This is a genomic window from Leisingera sp. ABM4_103, from assembly GCF_056158685.1.
Genome location: NZ_JBSWTU010000005.1, coordinates 695659 through 713460, shown reverse-complemented (window position 1 = coordinate 713460; position 17802 = coordinate 695659). Strand labels below are relative to the sequence as shown.

The 17802-nt window shown below is 63.4% G+C and carries 17 protein-coding genes; 8 read left to right on the top strand and 9 right to left on the bottom strand.

All coding sequences use genetic code 11. The features are described from left to right. Window positions 1–23: 23 nt before the first annotated feature. On the bottom strand, window positions 24–521 hold the full coding sequence (locus ACXAED_RS05020; RefSeq protein WP_475047337.1) for a lactoylglutathione lyase family protein: 498 nt from the start codon (window positions 519–521) through the stop codon (window positions 24–26). Window positions 522–622: 101 nt separating this feature from the next. Between ACXAED_RS05020 and ACXAED_RS05015 the strand changes: the two genes are divergently transcribed. Further along, the gene (locus ACXAED_RS05015; RefSeq protein ID WP_475047336.1) at window positions 623–1513 is read left to right on the top strand and encodes a LysR family transcriptional regulator; all 891 of its coding nucleotides are present in this window, start codon (window positions 623–625) and stop codon (window positions 1511–1513) included. 15 nt (window positions 1514–1528) lie between these two features. Here ACXAED_RS05015 and ACXAED_RS05010 read toward each other — a convergent pair whose 3' ends face one another. Together ACXAED_RS05010 and dacB are read right to left on the bottom strand one after the other, a co-directional pair. Further along, window positions 1529–2251: a GNAT family N-acetyltransferase gene (locus ACXAED_RS05010; RefSeq protein ID WP_475047335.1), complete on the bottom strand. Its 723-nt coding sequence runs from the start codon at window positions 2249–2251 to the stop codon at window positions 1529–1531. A gap of 124 nt (window positions 2252–2375) precedes the next feature. After that, a complete protein-coding gene (gene dacB, locus ACXAED_RS05005) occupies window positions 2376–3860 on the bottom strand; it encodes a D-alanyl-D-alanine carboxypeptidase/D-alanyl-D-alanine endopeptidase (protein WP_475047334.1) in 1485 nt (494 codons plus the stop codon). A 132-nt stretch (window positions 3861–3992) separates the two neighbouring features. On the opposite strand from dacB, the gene ACXAED_RS05000 reads away from it, so the two are divergent. Further along, window positions 3993–4799 carry a DMT family transporter gene (locus ACXAED_RS05000; RefSeq protein ID WP_475047332.1) on the top strand — a complete coding sequence of 269 codons (807 nt, stop codon included), beginning with the start codon at window positions 3993–3995 and terminating at the stop codon, window positions 4797–4799. Here the strand turns inward: ACXAED_RS05000 and ACXAED_RS04995 are convergent. Further along, window positions 4779–5393, bottom strand: a complete 615-nt coding sequence (locus ACXAED_RS04995) for a nicotinate-nucleotide adenylyltransferase (protein WP_475047331.1) — start codon at window positions 5391–5393, stop codon at window positions 4779–4781. The two genes, ACXAED_RS05000 and ACXAED_RS04995, sit on opposite strands and share 21 nt — an antisense overlap. A gap of 158 nt (window positions 5394–5551) precedes the next feature. Between ACXAED_RS04995 and ACXAED_RS04990 the strand changes: the two genes are divergently transcribed. Beyond that, complete coding sequence (locus ACXAED_RS04990) at window positions 5552–6613, top strand: peptidoglycan-binding domain-containing protein (RefSeq protein ID WP_475047330.1); 1062 nt, start codon at window positions 5552–5554, stop codon at window positions 6611–6613. Window positions 6614–6819: 206 nt separating this feature from the next. Beyond that, complete coding sequence (locus tag ACXAED_RS04985; protein ID WP_475047328.1) at window positions 6820–7344, top strand: REP-associated tyrosine transposase; 525 nt, start codon at window positions 6820–6822, stop codon at window positions 7342–7344. Between the two features lie 62 nt (window positions 7345–7406). Here the strand turns inward: ACXAED_RS04985 and uvrB are convergent, their stop codons facing one another. Beyond that, window positions 7407–9605 (bottom strand): excinuclease ABC subunit UvrB, encoded by a 2199-nt coding sequence (uvrB, locus tag ACXAED_RS04980; protein WP_475047326.1) that lies wholly within the window; start codon window positions 9603–9605, stop codon window positions 7407–7409. 206 nt (window positions 9606–9811) lie between these two features. On the opposite strand from uvrB, the gene ACXAED_RS04975 reads away from it, so the two are divergent. Then, window positions 9812–10123, top strand: coding sequence for an ETC complex I subunit (locus ACXAED_RS04975; protein ID WP_475047325.1), 312 nt, complete (start codon window positions 9812–9814; stop codon window positions 10121–10123). 254 nt (window positions 10124–10377) lie between these two features. Here the strand turns inward: ACXAED_RS04975 and ACXAED_RS04970 are convergent, their stop codons facing one another. After that, complete coding sequence (locus tag ACXAED_RS04970) at window positions 10378–11772, bottom strand: aminotransferase (RefSeq protein WP_475047323.1); 1395 nt, start codon at window positions 11770–11772, stop codon at window positions 10378–10380. A gap of 144 nt (window positions 11773–11916) precedes the next feature. Between ACXAED_RS04970 and ACXAED_RS04965 the strand changes: the two genes are divergently transcribed. Then, entirely contained in the window at window positions 11917–12552 is a 636-nt protein-coding gene (locus tag ACXAED_RS04965; protein WP_475047322.1) for a TetR/AcrR family transcriptional regulator, read from the top strand. 219 nt (window positions 12553–12771) lie between these two features. Here ACXAED_RS04965 and ACXAED_RS04960 read toward each other — a convergent pair whose 3' ends face one another. From ACXAED_RS04960 to ACXAED_RS04950, 3 genes are read right to left on the bottom strand one after another with little or no spacing between them, the layout of a single operon-like run. Further along, on the bottom strand, window positions 12772–13575 hold the full coding sequence (locus tag ACXAED_RS04960; RefSeq protein ID WP_475047320.1) for a 3-hydroxybutyrate dehydrogenase: 804 nt from the start codon (window positions 13573–13575) through the stop codon (window positions 12772–12774). Further along, window positions 13568–15070, bottom strand: coding sequence for a class I adenylate-forming enzyme family protein (locus ACXAED_RS04955; protein WP_475047318.1), 1503 nt, complete (start codon window positions 15068–15070; stop codon window positions 13568–13570). Before ACXAED_RS04955 ends, ACXAED_RS04960 begins: the two co-directional genes overlap by 8 nt. Beyond that, a complete protein-coding gene (locus tag ACXAED_RS04950; protein WP_475047317.1) occupies window positions 15067–16221 on the bottom strand; it encodes an acetyl-CoA acetyltransferase in 1155 nt (384 codons plus the stop codon). Before ACXAED_RS04950 ends, ACXAED_RS04955 begins: the two co-directional genes overlap by 4 nt. A gap of 76 nt (window positions 16222–16297) precedes the next feature. On the opposite strand from ACXAED_RS04950, the gene ACXAED_RS04945 reads away from it, so the two are divergent. Together ACXAED_RS04945 and ACXAED_RS04940 are read left to right on the top strand one after the other, a co-directional pair. Continuing rightward, on the top strand, window positions 16298–16846 hold the full coding sequence (locus tag ACXAED_RS04945; RefSeq protein WP_475047315.1) for a LuxR C-terminal-related transcriptional regulator: 549 nt from the start codon (window positions 16298–16300) through the stop codon (window positions 16844–16846). 298 nt (window positions 16847–17144) lie between these two features. After that, a complete protein-coding gene (locus tag ACXAED_RS04940; RefSeq protein WP_475047314.1) occupies window positions 17145–17786 on the top strand; it encodes an alpha/beta family hydrolase in 642 nt (213 codons plus the stop codon). Window positions 17787–17802: the final 16 nt, after the last annotated feature.

Below are 17802 nucleotides of genomic sequence, written 5' to 3'. Positions count from 1 at the left end.
AGGGGCCCGGACAATGCCATAGCTCAGCTGTAGGCGCCGGCTGAATACGTCAGCTCATAGCTGTGGCTGTAAAGCTCGAAGATGATCCCGAACGGATCCTCCACATAGACCATGCGGTAGGGCTTTTCGCCGGGGAAATACTCCCGCACCGGCATCCGCTGCTTGCCGCCGGCGGCGACGATTTTTTCCAGCAGCCCTTCGACGTCCGGGTCCTGTACGGCAAAGTGGAACGTGCCGTGCTTGCGGTACTGGAAGTTGTCCTCCGGGGCCTCGTTGCCGTCAAATTCGAACAGCTCGATGCCGATGCCATCCGCGGTGGACAGATGCGCAATGCGCAGGCTGTTCCACCCGGGGCCGAACACGTCGGTGCACATCTGCCCGATGGCGCTGTCGTCCTCGACAACCTCGCTGGGCTGCATCAGCACGTAGAACCCCATGACGTCCGAATAGAACTTCACGGCCGCGTCAAGGTCCGGCACCGACAGGCCGATGTGGGAGAAAGTTCTGGGTGTGGTGGTCATCTTTGGTCTCCTCATGCTTGGGATGACAGAAAGGTAGACACTCCCCCGAGCTCTGTGAAATTATCATTTCGCATGTAAATGATAATAATGTGGCATGATTGATGCTGAACGCCACCTGGCTCGAAACCTTCACAACGCTGGCTGAAACCGGCCATTTCACCCGTGCGGCGCAGCGGCTGAACATGACCCAGCCGGGCGTCTCGCAGCACCTGCGCAAGCTGGAGGCGCAGCTGGGGCAGGCGCTGATCGCACAGGACGGCAAAAGCTTTTCGCTGACCCCGGCGGGGGAGGCGGTGCGGGCGCTGGGGCAGGCGCGGCGGGACGAGGAACGGCGCCTGAGAGAGGCCATCGCCACCGACAGCCCCGATGCCGGAGAAGTGCGGATCGCCTGCTCCGGCAGCTTTGCAACGCTGCTCTATCCCCGCATTCTGGACCTGCTTGAAGCCGCGCCGGACCTTGCGGCCCATCTGGAAGCAGCCCCGCAAGCCACCATTGAGCGCGGTCTATTGGACGGTGTGTTCGATCTGGGCATTCTGGATCACGACCCCGGCCACCCCCGGCTGGAGGCGGAGCATCTGGGGGAGGAGGAGCTCTGCCTTGTGCTGCCAAGCCGTGATGCGGGCGCAGAGGTGACGTTCGAGGCGCTGGAAACCCGCGGTTTTGTGGCCCACCCCGATGGCTTTGCCCATGCGGATGAGCTGCTGCCGCTGAATTTTCCGGAGGCCTATCAGGGGGCCGACCGGCTGCGCGTGCGGACCTATGTCAACCAGATCGGCCAGATCCTGGACCCGGTCGCCCGCGGCATCGGCTATACGCTGCTGCCGCGCAGCGGGGTTGAAGCCTATGCGCAGCGGGACCTGCTGGCGGTGATCCCGCTGCCCAAGCCGCGGCGCCACGGATTGTGGCTCACCTTTCGCAAGGGGCGCCCGCTGAGCGCGCGGCTGCGGCGCATTCAGCATCTGGCGCAACAGGTGGCGGCGGAGCTGGCGTAGCGGTGCCTGGGCTGGTCAGCCTACGGACGGCTGTGCTCTGAGCTGCGCCAGGCTCCGCTGCTGCTGCCCGTCCGCATTGAAATTTGCGGGATCGAGCCAAGCCGTGAACGCCGCTTTCAGCTGCGGCCACTCGCCGTCCAGAATGGAATACCAGGCGGTGTCGCGGTTGCGGCCCTTATAGACGATGGCCTGCCGGAACAGCCCCTCATAGCTGAAGCCGAACCGCTCTGCCGCGCGGCGGGAGGGGGCATTCAGCGCGTCGCATTTCCACTCATAGCGGCGGTAGCCCAGATCATTGAACACCCGCGCCATCATCAGATACATCGCCTCGGTCGCCGCCCGCGTCCGCTGCAGTGCCGGGGCGAAGGTGATGCCGCCCACCTCGATCACGCCATGAGCAGGCTGGATGCGCATGTAGCTGGCAATGCCCTCGGCCTTGCCGCTGGTGCCGTTGATCACCGCAAAATAGGGCTGCGCATCGACGCCGCTGGCGGCCTTTACCCAATCGTGCAGCTCTTCTTGGGCAGCGAAAGGGCCGTAGGGCACATAGGTCCAGATCGCGTCTGTGCGGTCCTGCCGGAACGCCGCAAACAGGTCCGTGGTGTGGCGCTCCGCATCCAGCGGCTCAACCCGGCAGTACTGCCCCACCATGCCGCTGTGCCCGGGGTGGCGGGCGCCAGTCCAGTCCGGCAGCGGCGCGCCGATGGGCTGGCCGAGGTCGTTGATGAGATCCGTCATAAGGGCATCCTTCGTAAAGCCTAGCCGCGGTGTCCCTGCACCGCCGCCTTGCCCGGATCTGCCACGCCGCTGGTCTGGGAGAAACGTCCAGTAACGGATAATATTCCCAGACCAATCCCGGCTGTCAGCTGCCGTAAACCGCGCCCCAGCGCTCAATCAGCTGCTGCTGAAGCTGCTTGGCCCGCCGGTTCCAGCCGCGGGCGCCCTTGGGCCGTTCGCGCTGGGCGCGGGGAATGCGGGCGCGCGTCTTCAGATCAGCGGTGAAGATGGTGAATGCCAGTTCGGTCCCGTCAGCCGCGGTCATGAAACCGCCAAGGCCCGAGACAAAGTTCAGCGTGCCGGTCTTGGCAGCGACCTTGATCGGGTGGCCCTTGACCACGCGGCCCTTGGCGTCGCGCAGCCGGAAGGGTTTCAGGAGCGGTTTCAACTGGCCGGAGCGGTAGGCCGCCACCAGCGCGCCGGTGAGGTCCGCCGGGGTCATCCGGGAGTCTTCGCCCAGGCCGGAATGGTCCACCAGCCGGGTGCCGGACATGCCGTATTTCTCAGCCGCCCAGCGGTTCATTTCGGCGGCTGAGGCCTTGAGCGAGCCGGGCCGCCCGGCGCGCGCGGCGGTGGCGGCCATGCCGATCATCTCGGCCATCAGGTTGTTGGAGTACTTCAGCGTCGCCTTCAGCATCACGTCCATCGGCGGGCTGTGATGCTGTGCCAGCAGCCGGGCCTGGGGCAGCGATTTGGCGGCCTTTGCCTTAGGCAGTGCGATACCATGGGACCGCGCCAGGGTGCGGAACACATCGCCCGCATAGGCGCCCGGATTGCGTACCGGCAGCCAGCGGGCGCCGCCCTTGCCAAGAGCCTTGCTGGCCACGGTCCACTGGTCGATTCCGGCCTTCTCCGCATAGGTGTAAACCGGCACGGCGCGGGAGGCGATTGCCATCCGGGAGGTGGCGACCTCGGGGCGGTATTTCTCGGTGCGGGCGTCCATGGTGACGGCCCAGCCGCTGGAGGCACGCTTCCACTCGAAATGCACCCGGTTGAAGTTCAGCGCAATGCCGGAGACTGCGGGCGAATAGCCGACATGATCAGGCTGCTCCGGGTCGATGCTGCGCACCGACGGCAGGGCGCCGTCCCAGACCAGGAACTTGCCCCGCACTTCGCGCACGCCGGCGGATTTCATCGCCTTGGCCAGCAGCGCCAGATGGTCGGTGTTCAGCATCGGGTCGCCGCCGCCGGCCAGGATCAGGTCGCCATTGACCACGCCGCCCGCAACGCCGCCGGTGGCCAGAATGCGGGTTTCGAACCGGTGATCCGCGCCCAGCACGTCCAGCGCGTAAAGCGCGGTCAGCGCCTTGGCAACGCTTGCAGGCGGCAGCGCCTCGCCGCTGCCGGACGCTTCCAGCAGCTTTCCGGTTTTCACATCCGCCACCGCGCAGACCGCATCGCCCGGCAGCTTGGCCCGCGACAGCAGTGCCTTGAGCCCGTCGGCCCCAGCCGCCAGAGAGCTGACCTTGCGCGCCACAGGGCGCAGGGAAACCGCAGGCGCATTGGCCAGCGCAGAAGAGCCCGCCAATGCGGCAAGCCCGGAAAGAAGGAATGTCCGGCGTGAAGTCATCGTATTCATTTTTAAGGCGAGGACCTGCTCTTCTTCAATCCCCGTTGCCGGCTGATCCGCCGCAGTGTCCGGGGTTTTGCCTGATGGAAAGTCCTGCTACCGCTGGCAGCCATGTTTCAGGCAGTCATCCTCATGTTTGCGGCCATGTCAATGATCCCGGCGGGTGATCTGTGCGGGAAGCTGCTGACCGGCGGCGGGCTGGCGACGCCTGCCTTTGTCGCCTGGTCGCGGTTTTCGATCGGTGCCGCGCTGATCCTGCCCTTTGTGCCGCGCCGGGCGTTCACGCTGCTGGGCGACTGGCGGCTGTGGCTCAGGGCCGGGCTGCTGACCGGCGGCATCTTCTCGATCCAGCTGGCGCTGATGACGGAGCCGCTGGCCAATGTCTTTGCCGCTTTCTTTATCGGGCCGGTGATCAGCTACGTGCTGTCGGTGCTGCTGCTGCGGGAGCAGGCGACGCTGGCGCGCAGCCTGCTGATGGCCGTGGGTTTTCTGGGCGTGCTGATGGTGGTACGGCCTGGCTTTGGCGGCTCGGTCAACCTGCTGTGGGCGGTGCTGGCGGGCTGTTTCTATGGCGGGTTCCTCACCAGTTCGCGCTGGCTGGCTGGGGTGGGTTCGCCGCTGGAGCTGAGCCTGACACAGCTGCTGCTTTCGGCCCTGCTGATGCTGCCGCTGGGCCTTGCCAGCCTGCCGGAGTTCTCCCCCTCAACCGCGGCACTGACGGTGGGGAGTGCCGCGTTTTCGATGACGGGCAATCTCTTGCTGCTGTTCGCCTATGGCCGGGTGCAGGCGGTCAAGCTGGCGCCGATGGTCTATTTCCAGCTGGTGGCGGCTGTGGGCCTGGGCTGGGCGGTGTTCAGCCAGCTGCCGGATGCCTGGACCTGGGCCGGGCTTGCGGTGGTGCTCAGCGCCGGTCTGGTCTCAGCCATGCTCCGCCGCTGACCATTCGCCGCGGGCGCGGATTTCGGTGGAGCTGACATCCACCATCGGCACGTTGACAAAGCACCAGGCGGGCGCCGCGGCCTGCGCCAGCAGGTGGCTTTCGCAGCCCTTCAGCATCGCATGCCGGTAGATCCGCGCCGCTGGCGAAAACCGCGCCGAGATCCGGTCCCCCGGCCGTGCCAGCACCCCCACCGGCACGGTATCCAGGATTTGCTGCCAGTCCTTCCAGCGGTGGAAATGGGTGAGGTTGTCCGCCCCCATCAGCCAGACAAAGCGCACGCCCGGATGGCGGCGGCGCAGGTGGCGCAGGGTCTGGGCGGTGTAGCGGGTGCCGAGATCGGCCTCGATGCCGCTGACATGGATGCGCGGGTGCTGGATCAGCTCGCGGCTGGCGCTGATCCGCCGCTCCAGCGCAGCAGGCTGGCGCGCCTTCAGCGGGTTGCCGGGGGAGACCAGCCAGAACAGATGATCCAGCCCGAAGCGTTTCAGCGCGGCATGGGAAATCGCCGCGTGGCCGCGGTGCGGAGGGTCAAAGGACCCTCCCAAAAGCCCGACGCTCTGGCCCGGGCGGATATGCGGCAGCTTGCAAACCATGAAACGCTTGATGCGCACAGTTTTAAGGGGAGTTCAATCGCTTGTCGGACCCGCCCGGCCCGGTGCTGAGGGGCTGATTGCCTGAATCCGCCCGGCGTAGTAAAATTTTCTTGCGCGGGCGGTTTGGCCGGCGCGCTGTATTTGATTGCGAGTTTACCATGGTTACCAAGCTTTCCGCCTCAGTCGGGCGCAAGGGCAAGAACCTGCCCGAAGATGTCAAAGCCGTGCAGCAGCTGCTGAATGCCTTTGCGGCCAATGCCGGTTTCAAGAAGCTCAAGGTCGATGGCACCCCGACCCCGGTGCTGGAAAAGACCATCGGGCAGTTCCAGCAGGACGTCTGCGGTTTCAAGCCCGATTTCCGCATCGATCCGGGCAAGAACACGATCAAGAAGCTGAACGCGGGGCCGGCCAAGGCCAAGGCGGAGCAGAAGGCCAAGGAAAAGCAGGACGAGAAGGCCAAGCAGGAGGCCAAGGCCCAGGCGGTGAAGGCTGCCAAGGATGCGGTGATGAAGGAGGCCAAGTCCAAGTCGCTCGACCAGAGCGGCTGGGCCGCGCTGCTGAGCGAGATCGAGGATTATGCCACCTCGCTTTACGACAGCTATTTCGCCAAGGGCGAGAAGAAGGGCGAGGACCCGCAGAAAGCCGCCAAGCAGGCTGCGGAGAAGGCGGCCAAGGACGCCAAGAAGAAGGCGGCGGAGAATGTCATCAAGACCATCGACACCGGCGGATTGTGCAAGCCCGGGCGGCTGACCGGTAAGACGCAAGGGGTGCAGAAGAAGATCCTGGATGTGCTGTTCGAGGTCTCGTCTTACTATGGCGAGACCATCCATGTGGTCTCGGGCCTGCGCGACAAGAAGGGGCAGGCCAGCGCCATGTACAACGGCTGGAACAGCCACCTCAAGCGCGGCAAGATCTATTCCTACCTGCGCAGCCACGAGGATTTCCGGGTCGAACTGGACGGGTTTGTTCAGGCTAAGGACAAGAAGGGGTTCATTGCCTGCATGTTTAAGAAGGCCGAGTGGAAATACATCTCGCGCCATTTATCGGGACAGGCGGTGGATGTGACCACGCGGACGGACCAGAAGATCATCGACGCCCTGGGCACCTGCCTGCGCTATTTGGCGGAGCGCAACAGCGAAGGCATCAAATGCCACCATTTCGACAACCGCAAACTGATCTACCCGGTGCCGGACAGCGTGAAGAAGAAGTGGAAGCTGTGAGGGCCAGGGGCTGTGCGGTTGGCCGGGTTTGGACTCGGGGTGTAAATGAAAAGGGTTTCCGCTGCGAAACTTTGTTTGTTGACAGGCGGTTAATTGATTTATTTGGCGACAGGGGCAAGAACGCCCGCTCTGCGTAGGGTGGGCAATTTGCCACCTCGGATCGGGTGGTTAATAGGGTGTTAACCTGCGTCAGGTTCAAATACCCCATGCCAAACTACCGCCGGTTCAAAAGCGATGGCGGCTGCTATTTCTTCACCGTCAACCTGGCGCAGCGGGGGACATCCTTGCTCGTCGAGGAGATTGCTGCATTGCGGCAGGCTTATGCGGATACTCAGCGGCAGCTGCCGTTCCGCTGTGAGGCAATGGTTATTCTGCCGGACCATTTGCATGCGGTCTGGACCTTGCCAGAGGGAGACTGCGATTTCTCCGGGCGCTGGCGGCTGATCAAGTCCCGGTTTTCACATGCCGTGGGCGGAAGCTTTGGTCGTTCCGCCAGCAAGCATGCCAAGCGGGAAAAGGGGATCTGGCAGCGCCGGTTTTGGGAGCATTTTATCCGGAATGAAAAAGACTACCGGCGGCATGTCACTTACTGCTGGACCAATCCGGTGAAGCATGGGCTGGCCGCCCGGCCGGCAGATTGGAAATTTTCCTCGATCCATCGGGATATTCGGGCGTGCAGAGTCCCGGCAGAGTGGACAGAGCCAAGCCCGGAGGGAGAGTTCGGCGAGTAGGGTGGGCGATTCCGCCCACCATTTCTTGTGGACGCCGTGGAATGGTGGGCAAATTGCCCACCCTACGAAAACTTCTTCTGCGATTTCCCCCGGTACGCCCGCGTCCCCGCTTTCCCCGCCGTTGACCGCCCCCGCGACTTAACCGCCGCCTCCGACGCCGCCTCCACCGCCGATTGCCGGGCCAGGGGGTCGTCGGAGATGGCGAGGTCCACGGCCTCCAGCCGCTTGATCTCGTCGCGCAGGCGGGCGGCTTCTTCGAACTCCAGGTTCTCCGCCGCCTTGCGCATGTCGTCGCGCAGGCCGTTCAGATGCGCCTCCAGGTTGGCGCCGTGCATCGGCTTGCCGACCGTGGCGGTGACGCGGTTCATGTCCACATCGCCCTCGTAAAGGCCGGCCAGCACGTCCTCGACGTTTTTCTTGACGGTTTCAGGCGTGATGCCGTGTTCCAGATTGTAGGCGATCTGCTTTTCGCGGCGGCGGTTGGTCTCACCCAGGGCGCGCTCCATCGAGCCGGTGATCTTGTCGGCATACATGATGACGCGGCCGTCGGCGTTCCGCGCGGCGCGGCCGATGGTCTGGATCAGCGAGGTCTCGGAGCGCAGGAAGCCCTCCTTGTCGGCGTCCAGAATAGCGACGAGGCCGCACTCCGGGATGTCGAGGCCTTCGCGCAGCAGGTTGATGCCGATCAGCACGTCGAAGGCGCCGAGGCGCAGGTCGCGCAGGATCTCGATCCGCTCCAGCGTGTCGATGTCGGAGTGCATGTAGCGGACCTTGATACCCTGTTCGTGCAGGTATTCGGTCAGATCCTCTGCCATGCGTTTGGTCAGCGTGGTGACCAGGGTGCGGAAGCCGTTTGCGGTGACTTTGCGGATCTCGTCGAGGAGGTCGTCGACCTGCATGCCGACGGGGCGGATTTCGACCTCCGGGTCCAGAAGGCCGGTGGGGCGGATCACCTGTTCGGTGAAGACGCCGCCCGCCTGTTCCAGCTCCCACGCGGCGGGGGTGGCGGAGACAAAGACCGACTGCGGGCGCATGGCGTCCCATTCCTCGAACTTGAGGGGGCGGTTGTCCATGCAGGACGGCAGGCGGAAGCCGTGTTCGGCCAGGGTGAACTTGCGCCGGTGGTCGCCGCGGTACATGCCGCCGATCTGCGGGACGGAGACGTGGGATTCATCGGCGAAAACAATGGCGTTGTCGGGAATGAATTCAAAGAGGGTCGGGGGCGGCTCGCCCGGGGCGCGGCCCGTCAGGTAGCGGGAGTAGTTTTCGATGCCGTTGCAGTGGCCGGTCGCCTCCAGCATCTCGAGGTCGAAGTTTGTGCGCTGCTCCAGCCGCTGGGCTTCCAGCAGCTTGCCTTCGTTCACCAGCTGGTCGAGGCGCTGTTTCAGCTCCTGCTTGATGGAGACGATGGCCTGGTTCAGCGTCGGCTTGGGCGTCACATAGTGGGAGTTCGCATAGACGCGGATCTGCTCGAAGGTGCCGGTCTTCTCGCCGGTCAGCGGGTCGAATTCGGTGATCGCCTCCAGCTCCTCGCCGAAGAAGGAGAGTTTCCAGGCGCGGTCCTCCAGGTGGGCGGGGAAGATTTCCAGCGTGTCGCCGCGGACCCGGAAGGAGCCGCGCTGGAAGGCCTGGTCGTTGCGCTTGTACTGCTGGGCGACCAGATCGGCCATGATCTGGCGCTGGTCGTACATCTCGCCGGCCTTCAGGTCCTGGGTCATGGCGGAGTAGGTCTCGACCGAGCCGATGCCATAGATGCAGCTGACAGACGCGATGATGATGACGTCGTCGCGTTCGAGCAGGGCGCGGGTGGCGGAGTGGCGCATCCGGTCAATCTGCTCGTTGATCTGGCTTTCCTTCTCGATATACGTGTCGGAGCGCGGCACATAGGCCTCCGGCTGGTAGTAGTCGTAGAAGGAGACGAAATATTCGACCGAGTTCTCCGGGAAGAAACCCTTGAATTCGCCGTACAATTGCGCCGCCAGCGTTTTGTTCGGGGCGAGGATGATCGCCGGGCGCTGGGTTTCCTCGATCACCTTGGCCATGGTGAAGGTCTTGCCGGTGCCGGTGGCGCCCAGAAGCACTTGATTGCGCTCGCCCTCCAGCACGCCCTCGGACAGTTCCTTGATCGCGGTGGGCTGGTCGCCTGCCGGGTCGAAGGTCGTGTTCATGACAAACCGCTTGCCGCCCTCCAGCTTGGGCCGCTGCTGCGGCGCCCGCTGAGTCATCATCGGCATGGACTTGTCGGAATGGGCATAGGGCATCGGGCGACTCCGTTGGGGACCGCGCTGATTTTGGTCTGTTTATGTTCTTGTTCAAGGGGGCATCAGGGCTTGTTGCGGTCAAACGCCTGTGGCGGCGGGGCAAAACCGTTGAAATACGGCGCATTTGCCACCTTGCTGCAGCCGCATATCCGGCGCATAAATGCGCAACTTTGAGATTCACAGGTTGAGACACCAGGAGACAGCCCATGCAAGCGCGGATTTACCGGCCAGCACGCAATGCCATGACCTCGGGCATGGCGAAGACGCGGAGATGGGTCCTGGAATTCGCGCCGGCAAGCGCCCGCGAGGTGGATCCGCTGATGGGCTGGACCTCCTCCAGCGACACCCAAAGCCAGGTGCGTCTGCGCTTTGATACCAAGGAGGCGGCGCTGGAATATGCCAAGGATCATGGCATTGAAGCGCTGGTGGTCGAGCCCAAGGAGCGCAAGGCCAACATCCGTCCGGGCGGCTATGGCGACAATTTCGCCACCAACCGCCGCGGGCCCTGGACCCACTGAGGTTGTAAATCTTCCACGAGTTCCCACCGTTTCGGCACGGGTTCTCATCGGGATTTGCAAATAGGCGCCTAATGGGCGCCTTTTCCATATCCGGGTCTTAGCAGGCGGAGCGGTGCTCCGAAGCGAGCTGTTCGGCCCAATCTTTAAGGGTCAATTTGACGTTGAGGCACGGGCGCCGGCGGCAAGGTGCTGCCGCAGGTGCCCTTGGTGCGGGGCCGCCACCCGGGGCCGCAAGCGCCGCACGTTCTCTTGTTTCATGCGAGCTTGATCCCCTGCTTAATGAGATCGCTTGTTGTCTTGCGGATGCCGTCCTCCAGAATGTCGAACATCTGGTCGATCTGGCTTTCGGAGATGATCAGCGGCGGTGAGAACACGCACATGTTGATGATCGGGCGCAGGATGAGGCCGTTGTCCTGGCAATGCGCGTCGATCATGGCGCCCACGGACTTGTCGAGTGCGAGCACGTCGCCGGCCGTTGCATCGGCTACGCATTCGACACAGCCAAGCAGCCCCTGACCGCGCGCATCGCCGACCAGCGGGAGGCTGGCGAGGGCTGCGAGCCGTGCTTCGAAATGGGGCGTGACCTTTCGCACATGCTCAAGGATGCCCTCGCGTTCGATGATCTCGATATTCTTGAGCGCTGCGGCAGCGCTGACCGGATGGCCGGAGTAGGTGAACCCGTTCGAGAAGGTCGCGTCCTGGGAATTACCGCCGGACACGTCGGCAATCAGCCGGTCGGAGATGATGCAGGCCCCCATCGGCACATAGCCTGAGGTCATGCCCTTGGCGCAGGTGATGATGTCGGGAACGATATCGAACACCTCTTCGGAGGCAAACCAGTGGCCCATGCGGCCGAAACCGGTGACCACTTCGTCAGAGATGTAGAGCACGTCATGCCGGCGGCAGACTTCGAGACAGCGTCTGTGATAACCCGCTGGCGGAATGATCACCCCGCCCGAACACAGGATCGGTTCGGCAATGAAAGCCGCTACCTTGTCAGCACCGATCCGCAGGATCGCGTTTTCCAGGTCCGCAACCTTTTCATTCAGAAACGCCTCGACGCTCTGGCCTTTGGCGCGGACATAAGGGTTCACGTTGGGCAGGAAATGGGTCAGATGCTCTGCCTGGTCCAGCCAGCCCTTGTCGCGTTCCTTGCCGCTCATCGAGGCCGCCAGATAGGTTGAGCCGTGATAGGCCTTTTGGCGCGATATCACGACTTTTTTGTCCGGCCGTCCCAGGACATTGTTGCGGAACTGGACGAAGCGCAGCGCACTGTCCACGGCCGTAGAGCCGCCGGTGGTGAAGAAAACATGGTTCAGATCCCCCGGCGTGCGTCCGGCTATTTCATGGGCCAGGCGTGCGGAGGTGGAGTTCGCGTTGTTGAACGGCGAGAAATAAGCCAATTCCCGCGCCTGCTGTGCCATCGCTTCGGCTATCTCGGTGTTGCCGTAACCGATCTGCACGCACCACATGCCGGCCGGTCCGTCGATCAGGCGCTCACCCGTTTCCGTGGTGACATAGATGCCTTCACCGCCCTCGGTAAACGTCCTGTTGTTCTGGCCGATGTGGGCCATCCCCTCCCACGGATGCACGAAATGCCCGTTGTCCCAATCGCGGACTGTGTCGAAGCCGGTATTCAGCAGCGTCATGATCTCACCTGCATTGTAACACTTATCACAAACTGAACAAACGTACATTCATTGTCAAGAACGGCCTTTGCTTTTAAGTTCGGTTTGTGTGAAGCCATTGGAAACTTGGGGCATTCCCCTGAAGCAAAGAGGGTCGCAAAGGACGTGAGCAGCACCGGCCAGCATGGGGAAGGGCTGAACGCCAGGGAGTTCAGCAAGTCCAAGAATTGGCGTCATCTCTTGGAGTCCGCAGCGGAAGCCATATTCAGACACGGCTTCCGGGGGGCGACCATTGCCGCAATTCAGGACATTTCCGGCCTGTCGCGGGGCATGATAAATCTGCATTTCAAGACCAAGGAGAACCTCCTGCTGGCAGTCGCCGAAGATTTGGCGAACAGCTACTCCGAACGATGGAAGAGGGTGGCCCTGGACCCGGCCCTTCCGGCGGCGGAAAAATTGAAGGGGATCGTCAAGCTGGATGTTTCGCCGGACCTGCTCAACCGTCGCGATGTTGCGGTTTGGTTCGCCTTCCGATCTGAAGTCTATTCGAACCCAGAGTACCGGCAATACATCGATTCCAGGGATGCAAATCTGCGCAATGTGCTGATTGAGATTTGTCAGACCCTCATCGACGAGGGGTCCTACGCCGGCGCCGATGCAGAGCTTGCAGCCGACGGACTGATCGCTCTCCTTGAGGGAACGTGGACCGACTTTCACTTGCACGCAGATGATTTCGACCGCGGCAAGGCTGAGCGGACCTGTCTTTATGTTGCAAAGAGCTTGTTTCCGGACCACTTTTGACATTGTCCAGATTGATCTGCTGAGAGCGGTTGCCGGCCGCGGTTTCAGGTGAGTTTTTGAACTCGTGACCGGCTCCGGGGGGCAAATGGGCGCAGCCGTTCCCCCTCCCCGGGCCGTCAAGCTCTCAAAGAGGACGGAAATCCAAAGCACTGACGGGCACCTGAAAGACGCGAAGAAAGGGGCCAAGCGGCATCGCGGCGCCGGTGCTTGCCCCGCTAACTATTGCGCCGTCCAGCCGCCATCGACGGGAATGGATGCCCCCGTGACGTTATGTGCCTCGCGGGCGCAGAGCCAGAGCGCCAGCGCACCGATCTCAGAGGGGTCGGAGGTGCGGCGGGAGGGTTGTTTTTCGGCGAGAAGGTCGGCAATCCCCGCTGCTCTGTCGCCGCCGTGCAGGGCGGCGCGGGCCTGGACTTGCGGCTCGATGATCGCGGTTTCCGTCCAGCCGGGGCAGATGCAGTTGACAGTAATGCCGCCCGTGTCGCGGCTGCCCTGGCTCGCGTATTCCAGCGCTGCGACCCGGGACAGCCCCACCAGCCCGAACTTCGATGCCACATAGGGCGCCTTGTTCACCGAAGCGACCAGCCCGTGAACCGAGGCGATATTGACCACCCGCCCGTATCCGCGTTCGGCCATTTTGGGCATGGCCAGGCGCATCGTGTGAAAGGCCCCCGTCAGGTTGACACCCAGCACAGCATCCCATGTGGCGGTGTCTGCCTCCGCGAGGGAGACGGTTTTCTGGATGCCGGCGTTGTTGGCGAGGATGTCGGTGCCCCCCCATTCTTCCATTCCGGCCATCATGGCTTCGACCGCGCTTGCGTCCCGCATGTCAGCATCGAAAAACCGGGTTTCCGGAGCGCCGGCAGCGGTGACTTCGGCCATAGCGGCCCGGGCTTGCTCCTGATCGGCCAGCCCATGCACGGCCACGCGGGCGCCCGCCCCGGCAAAAGCCTTGGCCATTGCCAGCCCGATGCCCTGAACAGAACCTGTTACGAGGGCGGTCTTTCCGGTCAGATCAGTCATGCAGTTGCTCCTGTTGCAGCATGGCGCGCAGATCGGTTTTCAGCACCTTGCCATAATTGTTCTTGGGCAGTTCCGGCACAAAGATGTACTGCTTTGGCCGCTTGAACCGCGCGATCTGTTCCAGGCAGCGGGCGTCAAGCGCCTCCTGTGCGGCCGTTCCCACGACAAAGGCCACCACCTCTTCGCCCCACTCCGGGTGGGGCCGGCCCACCACGGCCGCTTCGGAGACCTGCGGGTGAGACAGGAGAACGTCCTCCACTTCGCGGGGATAGATGTTGGATCCGCCCGAGATAATCATGTCCTTCGAGCGGTCCATCATCGTGACATAGCCGTCCAGATCCATTGAGCCCATGTCGCCGGTCCAGAGCCAGCCGTCGCGGATTGTCTTGGCGGTGGCCGCGGGGTTGCGCCAGTATCCCTTCATCACCGTCGCCCCGCGAACGGTGATTTCGCCGGTTTCGCCGGGCGGCAGCTCAGCGCCGGTTTCATCGGCGATCCGGACCATGACAGCGCTCTGGGCTGTGCCCACGGAGTTCAGCCGCGCGCGCCACCGCGGGTGGCTGCGGCCGGCCACGTCATTGCGCGGCAGTACCGTGATGCCCATGGGGCATTCACCCTGGCCATAGACCTGAATGAAACGCGCGCCCATGGTCTCAACCGCGTCCAGAATATCTGCCTCATACATCGGCCCGCCGGCATAGGTGATCGTGCGCAAACCTTCGCCATCCTGGCCCGTTGCCTTGGCGTGACTTGCCAGGCGGCGCACCATGGTGGGGGCTGCGAACATGGAGATGCTGCCAACCGACCGCCCCAGTGCGAGAATTTCTTGCGGATCGAACCCGCCGCTTTCCGGCACCACATGGCGGGCGCCGCGGATCACGTGCATGAAGTTGTAGATGCCGGCCCCGTGCGACATCGGCGCCGCGTAAAGGATGGCGTCTTGGGGCAGCACATCATCGACATCGGTGAAATAGGCATAGGTCATGGCCGCGATATTGCCGCACGTCATCATCACGCCTTTGGGCTTGCCGGTGGTGCCTGAGGTGTAAAACAGCCAAACCATATCGTCGGGGTCCAGCATCTCCGGCCGCGCCATCGGCGATGACCGCAGGAGCGTATCCCACTCTGCCCCGTCCGCCGAAACCACCGGTCCGCTCAGGCCGGGCGCGTGCTTGCCATCGCTCAGCGTGAGGGCAGCGCCGGCGTTTTCGATGATCCAGCCGGCCTCCTTCGGGTGCAGCTTGGCGTTAACCGGTACGGCCGCGGCACCGGTGAACCAGATACCGTACAGCGCGATCAGGTACTCAATGCGGTTGCCCATGAAGACCGCGACCCGGTCGCCCTTGGAAACGCCGCGCGCAGCCAGCCCCGTGCCAAGGCGCGCTGCCGCGTCGCGAAAGCCCGCATAGTCCAAGATGGTCCGGTCCCCTATGAGCAGGGCAGGACGTGCACCGGCGCGCAATGCAGTCCGGTGCAGCCACTCGGCGGGGTTCATGAACGGGCCTCCAGAATGGAGCAGTAATTGGCAACGCCGGAACCGCCCATGTTGAAAACACCCGCCAGCTCTGCCCCGGGTTTCTGCAGCGGCCCGGCCTGTCCGGTGACCTGCTGCGCAGCCAAAACATGCATGGAAACACCGGTGGCGCCGACCGGGTGGCCCTTGGCCTTCAACCCGCCCGACAGGTTCACGGGCAGGGCGCCGCCGGCCATGACGGTGCCCTCTGCCACCGCCCGGGCCCCCTGGCCCTGCGGCGCCAGGCCCATCGCCTCGTAGATCATCAGCTCGGCGATGGTGAAACAGTCATGCACTTCCGCCAGGTCGAGGTCATTCACGCCGATGCCGGCCTCTTCAAAGGCCATTTCGAACGCGCGCGCCGCACCTGCGAGGCGGGTCATGTCCCGGCGCGACATGGGCAGGTAATCATTGACCTGGCAGGAGGCGCGGAACCCTGCCGCGCATTCAAAGCCGGCGCGGTCTTCGGCCACCATCACCAGCGCGGCGGCACCGTCCGAAATCAGCGAGCAATCCGTCAGCCGCAGCGGCGGGGCGATCACCGGGTTCTTTTCGCTGGGCGTGTTGCAAAACTCAAAGCTCACGTCCCGGCGCATCTGCGCCAGGGGGTTGGCCTGCGCGTTGGCATGGTTCTTGACAGCGATACGGGCCAGCGTCCCGGACTGGTCGCCGTAGGCCTGGAAATAACCGCTGGCGATCCGGGCGAAGATCTGCGGAAAGCTGACCCCCGCCTCTTCGGTCTGATAGGAGGCGCCTGCCAGCGCCGCAGTCACCCCTTTGGTGTCAAGCGAGGTCATCTTCTCCGCGCCAATCACCAGGACGGTCCGGGCCGATCCGGCCCGGATGGCATCGCGCGCCGCATAGACCGCCGCCGAGCCCGAAGCGCAGGCGTTTTCCACCCGGGTTGCAGGCGTGAAACGCAGCCGGTCATTCAGGCCCAGCACAAGCGACGACGCAAAGGCGTCCGGCACCATGCCGCTGTTGAAATGCCCCAGCCAGATTGCATCGATCTCTTCCGGGCCGACACCGGCCATTTCGATCGCCTCCGCGGCGGCGGCCTGGATCAGCTCCTCAAAACTCTGGTCCAGCGCACCGAATGGTGTGTGGCCCCAGCCAACGATTTTTGCGTCCATATCTGCCTCCCTTGACGTGAAGACAGGCTAATTGTGTAACGATGGCGGCGCGATCCGTGTAACTACGTAATTATCCATGAATGCTGACCTTGAATCCCTTGCCTTTGATCATGCCCCGATCGGGCTGATCTATGCGGAAAACCGTCTGATCCGCCGCTGCAATCCGCGGTTTGCACGCATGTTCGGATACCGGGCGGAGGATCTCGAAGGGCGTTCCCTTTCGGTGCTTTACCCGTCGATGGAGGAATACCGGCGTATCGGGGACCTCGGCCTGCACAAGATGCAGGGCACCGGCCAGTACGAAGATGAGCGCATCATGCGCCGCCGGGACGGTTCGCATTTCTGGTGCCGGGTGCGGGGGCAGTCGCTTGATGCGGATACGCCTTTTGCCCGGTCGGTTTGGACGTTCGCCGATATTTCCGAGCACCGCCCGATCACAGAGATGACAGCGCGGGAGCGGCAGGTGGCCAAGATGATGGCCGAAGGGCTTACCAGCAAGGAGATCGCGCGCGGGCTTGGCATCTCACCGCGGACGGTCGAGGTCCATCGCGCCCGGCTATTGGAGAAATTCGGTGCGCGGAACTCATTGGAATTGATCGCGCGCATCACCGGTGTGCCGATTTAGCGTGCCTTGGTTTGCGTGCCTGTGGGGCACCGGGGGCGGACCGATAGCAATTTGCAAGTGCAGACGCCTTTTGCCGCCGCCACAATTGAGCGATATGGCTCGGTGTCTCGCTGGGAACGGCAGGATCAAATTGCTCTGCTCCTGAGCACCTCCGCTGCAAGCGCTTCAGTTTCCAGAGGGCGGAGCGGTCTTGCGGCCCCTTTTCGTTTGAGCGCATGGTGGTTCCGGATGCAGCTCTCGCCGGTAACGGCGGCAGCTCATGCCAAATTCTAAGGGGCGGTTCTGCGGGTAAGCTTTTATGTCTGAATTCAGGTTTCTCTTGAACGGCGACGAACCGGGGCGCGCCACCATTCTCCTCGCCCACGGTGCAGGGGCGGCAATGGATACGCCCTTCATGACCACGATGGCAGAGGCCCTTGCCGCCCGCGGGATGCGCGTTGCCCGGTTTGAATTCGCATACATGGCAGGGCGCCGCAGCGGCGGGCCGAAACGGCCGCCGCCGAAGGTTGAGGTGTTGCAGGAAGAGTACCGCGAAGCCATCGAGACGCTTGTCTGCAGCGGCCCGCTGTTTATCGGCGGCAAGTCCATGGGCGGCCGGGTCGCCAGCCTGATTGCCGATGATCTTTGGGCTCAGGAACGCATCCGAGGATTGGTCTGTCTTGGCTATCCGTTCCATCCGCCTGGCAAACCCGAAAAGCTCAGGACCGGGCATCTGGCCGGACTGAGAACGCCAGCGCTGATTTGCCAGGGCACCCGTGACCCGTTCGGCACGCAGGGGGAGGTTGCAGGCTATGACCTTTCCGGTGCGGCGGCGTTTTGCTGGCTGGAAGACGGCGATCATGACCTGAAGCCGCGTAAGAGAGTGACCGGGCTGACGCAGGAGCAGCATTTGCAGTCAGCTGCCGAGGAGATCGCCCGCTGGATCAGGGCGGCGGGCTGAGCCCCGGCTGCTGAGA

What these genes read in the sequence shown, in the direction of transcription:
- ACXAED_RS04955 (WP_475047318.1), bottom strand. Translation starts at nt 15,070, where the DNA reads ATGAACCCCGCCGAGTGGCTGCACCGGACTGCATTGCGCGCCGGTGCA.
- ACXAED_RS04960 (WP_475047320.1), bottom strand. Translation starts at nt 13,575, where the DNA reads ATGACTGATCTGACCGGAAAGACCGCCCTCGTAACAGGTTCTGTTCAG.
- ACXAED_RS04970 (WP_475047323.1), bottom strand. Translation starts at nt 11,772, where the DNA reads ATGACGCTGCTGAATACCGGCTTCGACACAGTCCGCGATTGGGACAAC.
- ACXAED_RS04975 (WP_475047325.1), top strand. Translation starts at nt 9,812, where the DNA reads ATGCAAGCGCGGATTTACCGGCCAGCACGCAATGCCATGACCTCGGGC.
- ACXAED_RS04950 (WP_475047317.1), bottom strand. Translation starts at nt 16,221, where the DNA reads ATGGACGCAAAAATCGTTGGCTGGGGCCACACACCATTCGGTGCGCTG.
- uvrB (WP_475047326.1), bottom strand. Translation starts at nt 9,605, where the DNA reads ATGCCCTATGCCCATTCCGACAAGTCCATGCCGATGATGACTCAGCGG.
- ACXAED_RS04985 (WP_475047328.1), top strand. Translation starts at nt 6,820, where the DNA reads ATGCCAAACTACCGCCGGTTCAAAAGCGATGGCGGCTGCTATTTCTTC.
- ACXAED_RS04940 (WP_475047314.1), top strand. Translation starts at nt 17,145, where the DNA reads ATGTCTGAATTCAGGTTTCTCTTGAACGGCGACGAACCGGGGCGCGCC.
- ACXAED_RS05015 (WP_475047336.1), top strand. Translation starts at nt 623, where the DNA reads ATGCTGAACGCCACCTGGCTCGAAACCTTCACAACGCTGGCTGAAACC.
- dacB (WP_475047334.1), bottom strand. Translation starts at nt 3,860, where the DNA reads ATGACTTCACGCCGGACATTCCTTCTTTCCGGGCTTGCCGCATTGGCG.
- ACXAED_RS04995 (WP_475047331.1), bottom strand. Translation starts at nt 5,393, where the DNA reads ATGGTTTGCAAGCTGCCGCATATCCGCCCGGGCCAGAGCGTCGGGCTT.
- ACXAED_RS04990 (WP_475047330.1), top strand. Translation starts at nt 5,552, where the DNA reads ATGGTTACCAAGCTTTCCGCCTCAGTCGGGCGCAAGGGCAAGAACCTG.
- ACXAED_RS05010 (WP_475047335.1), bottom strand. Translation starts at nt 2,251, where the DNA reads ATGACGGATCTCATCAACGACCTCGGCCAGCCCATCGGCGCGCCGCTG.
- ACXAED_RS05020 (WP_475047337.1), bottom strand. Translation starts at nt 521, where the DNA reads ATGACCACCACACCCAGAACTTTCTCCCACATCGGCCTGTCGGTGCCG.
- ACXAED_RS05000 (WP_475047332.1), top strand. Translation starts at nt 3,993, where the DNA reads ATGTTTGCGGCCATGTCAATGATCCCGGCGGGTGATCTGTGCGGGAAG.
- ACXAED_RS04945 (WP_475047315.1), top strand. Translation starts at nt 16,298, where the DNA reads ATGAATGCTGACCTTGAATCCCTTGCCTTTGATCATGCCCCGATCGGG.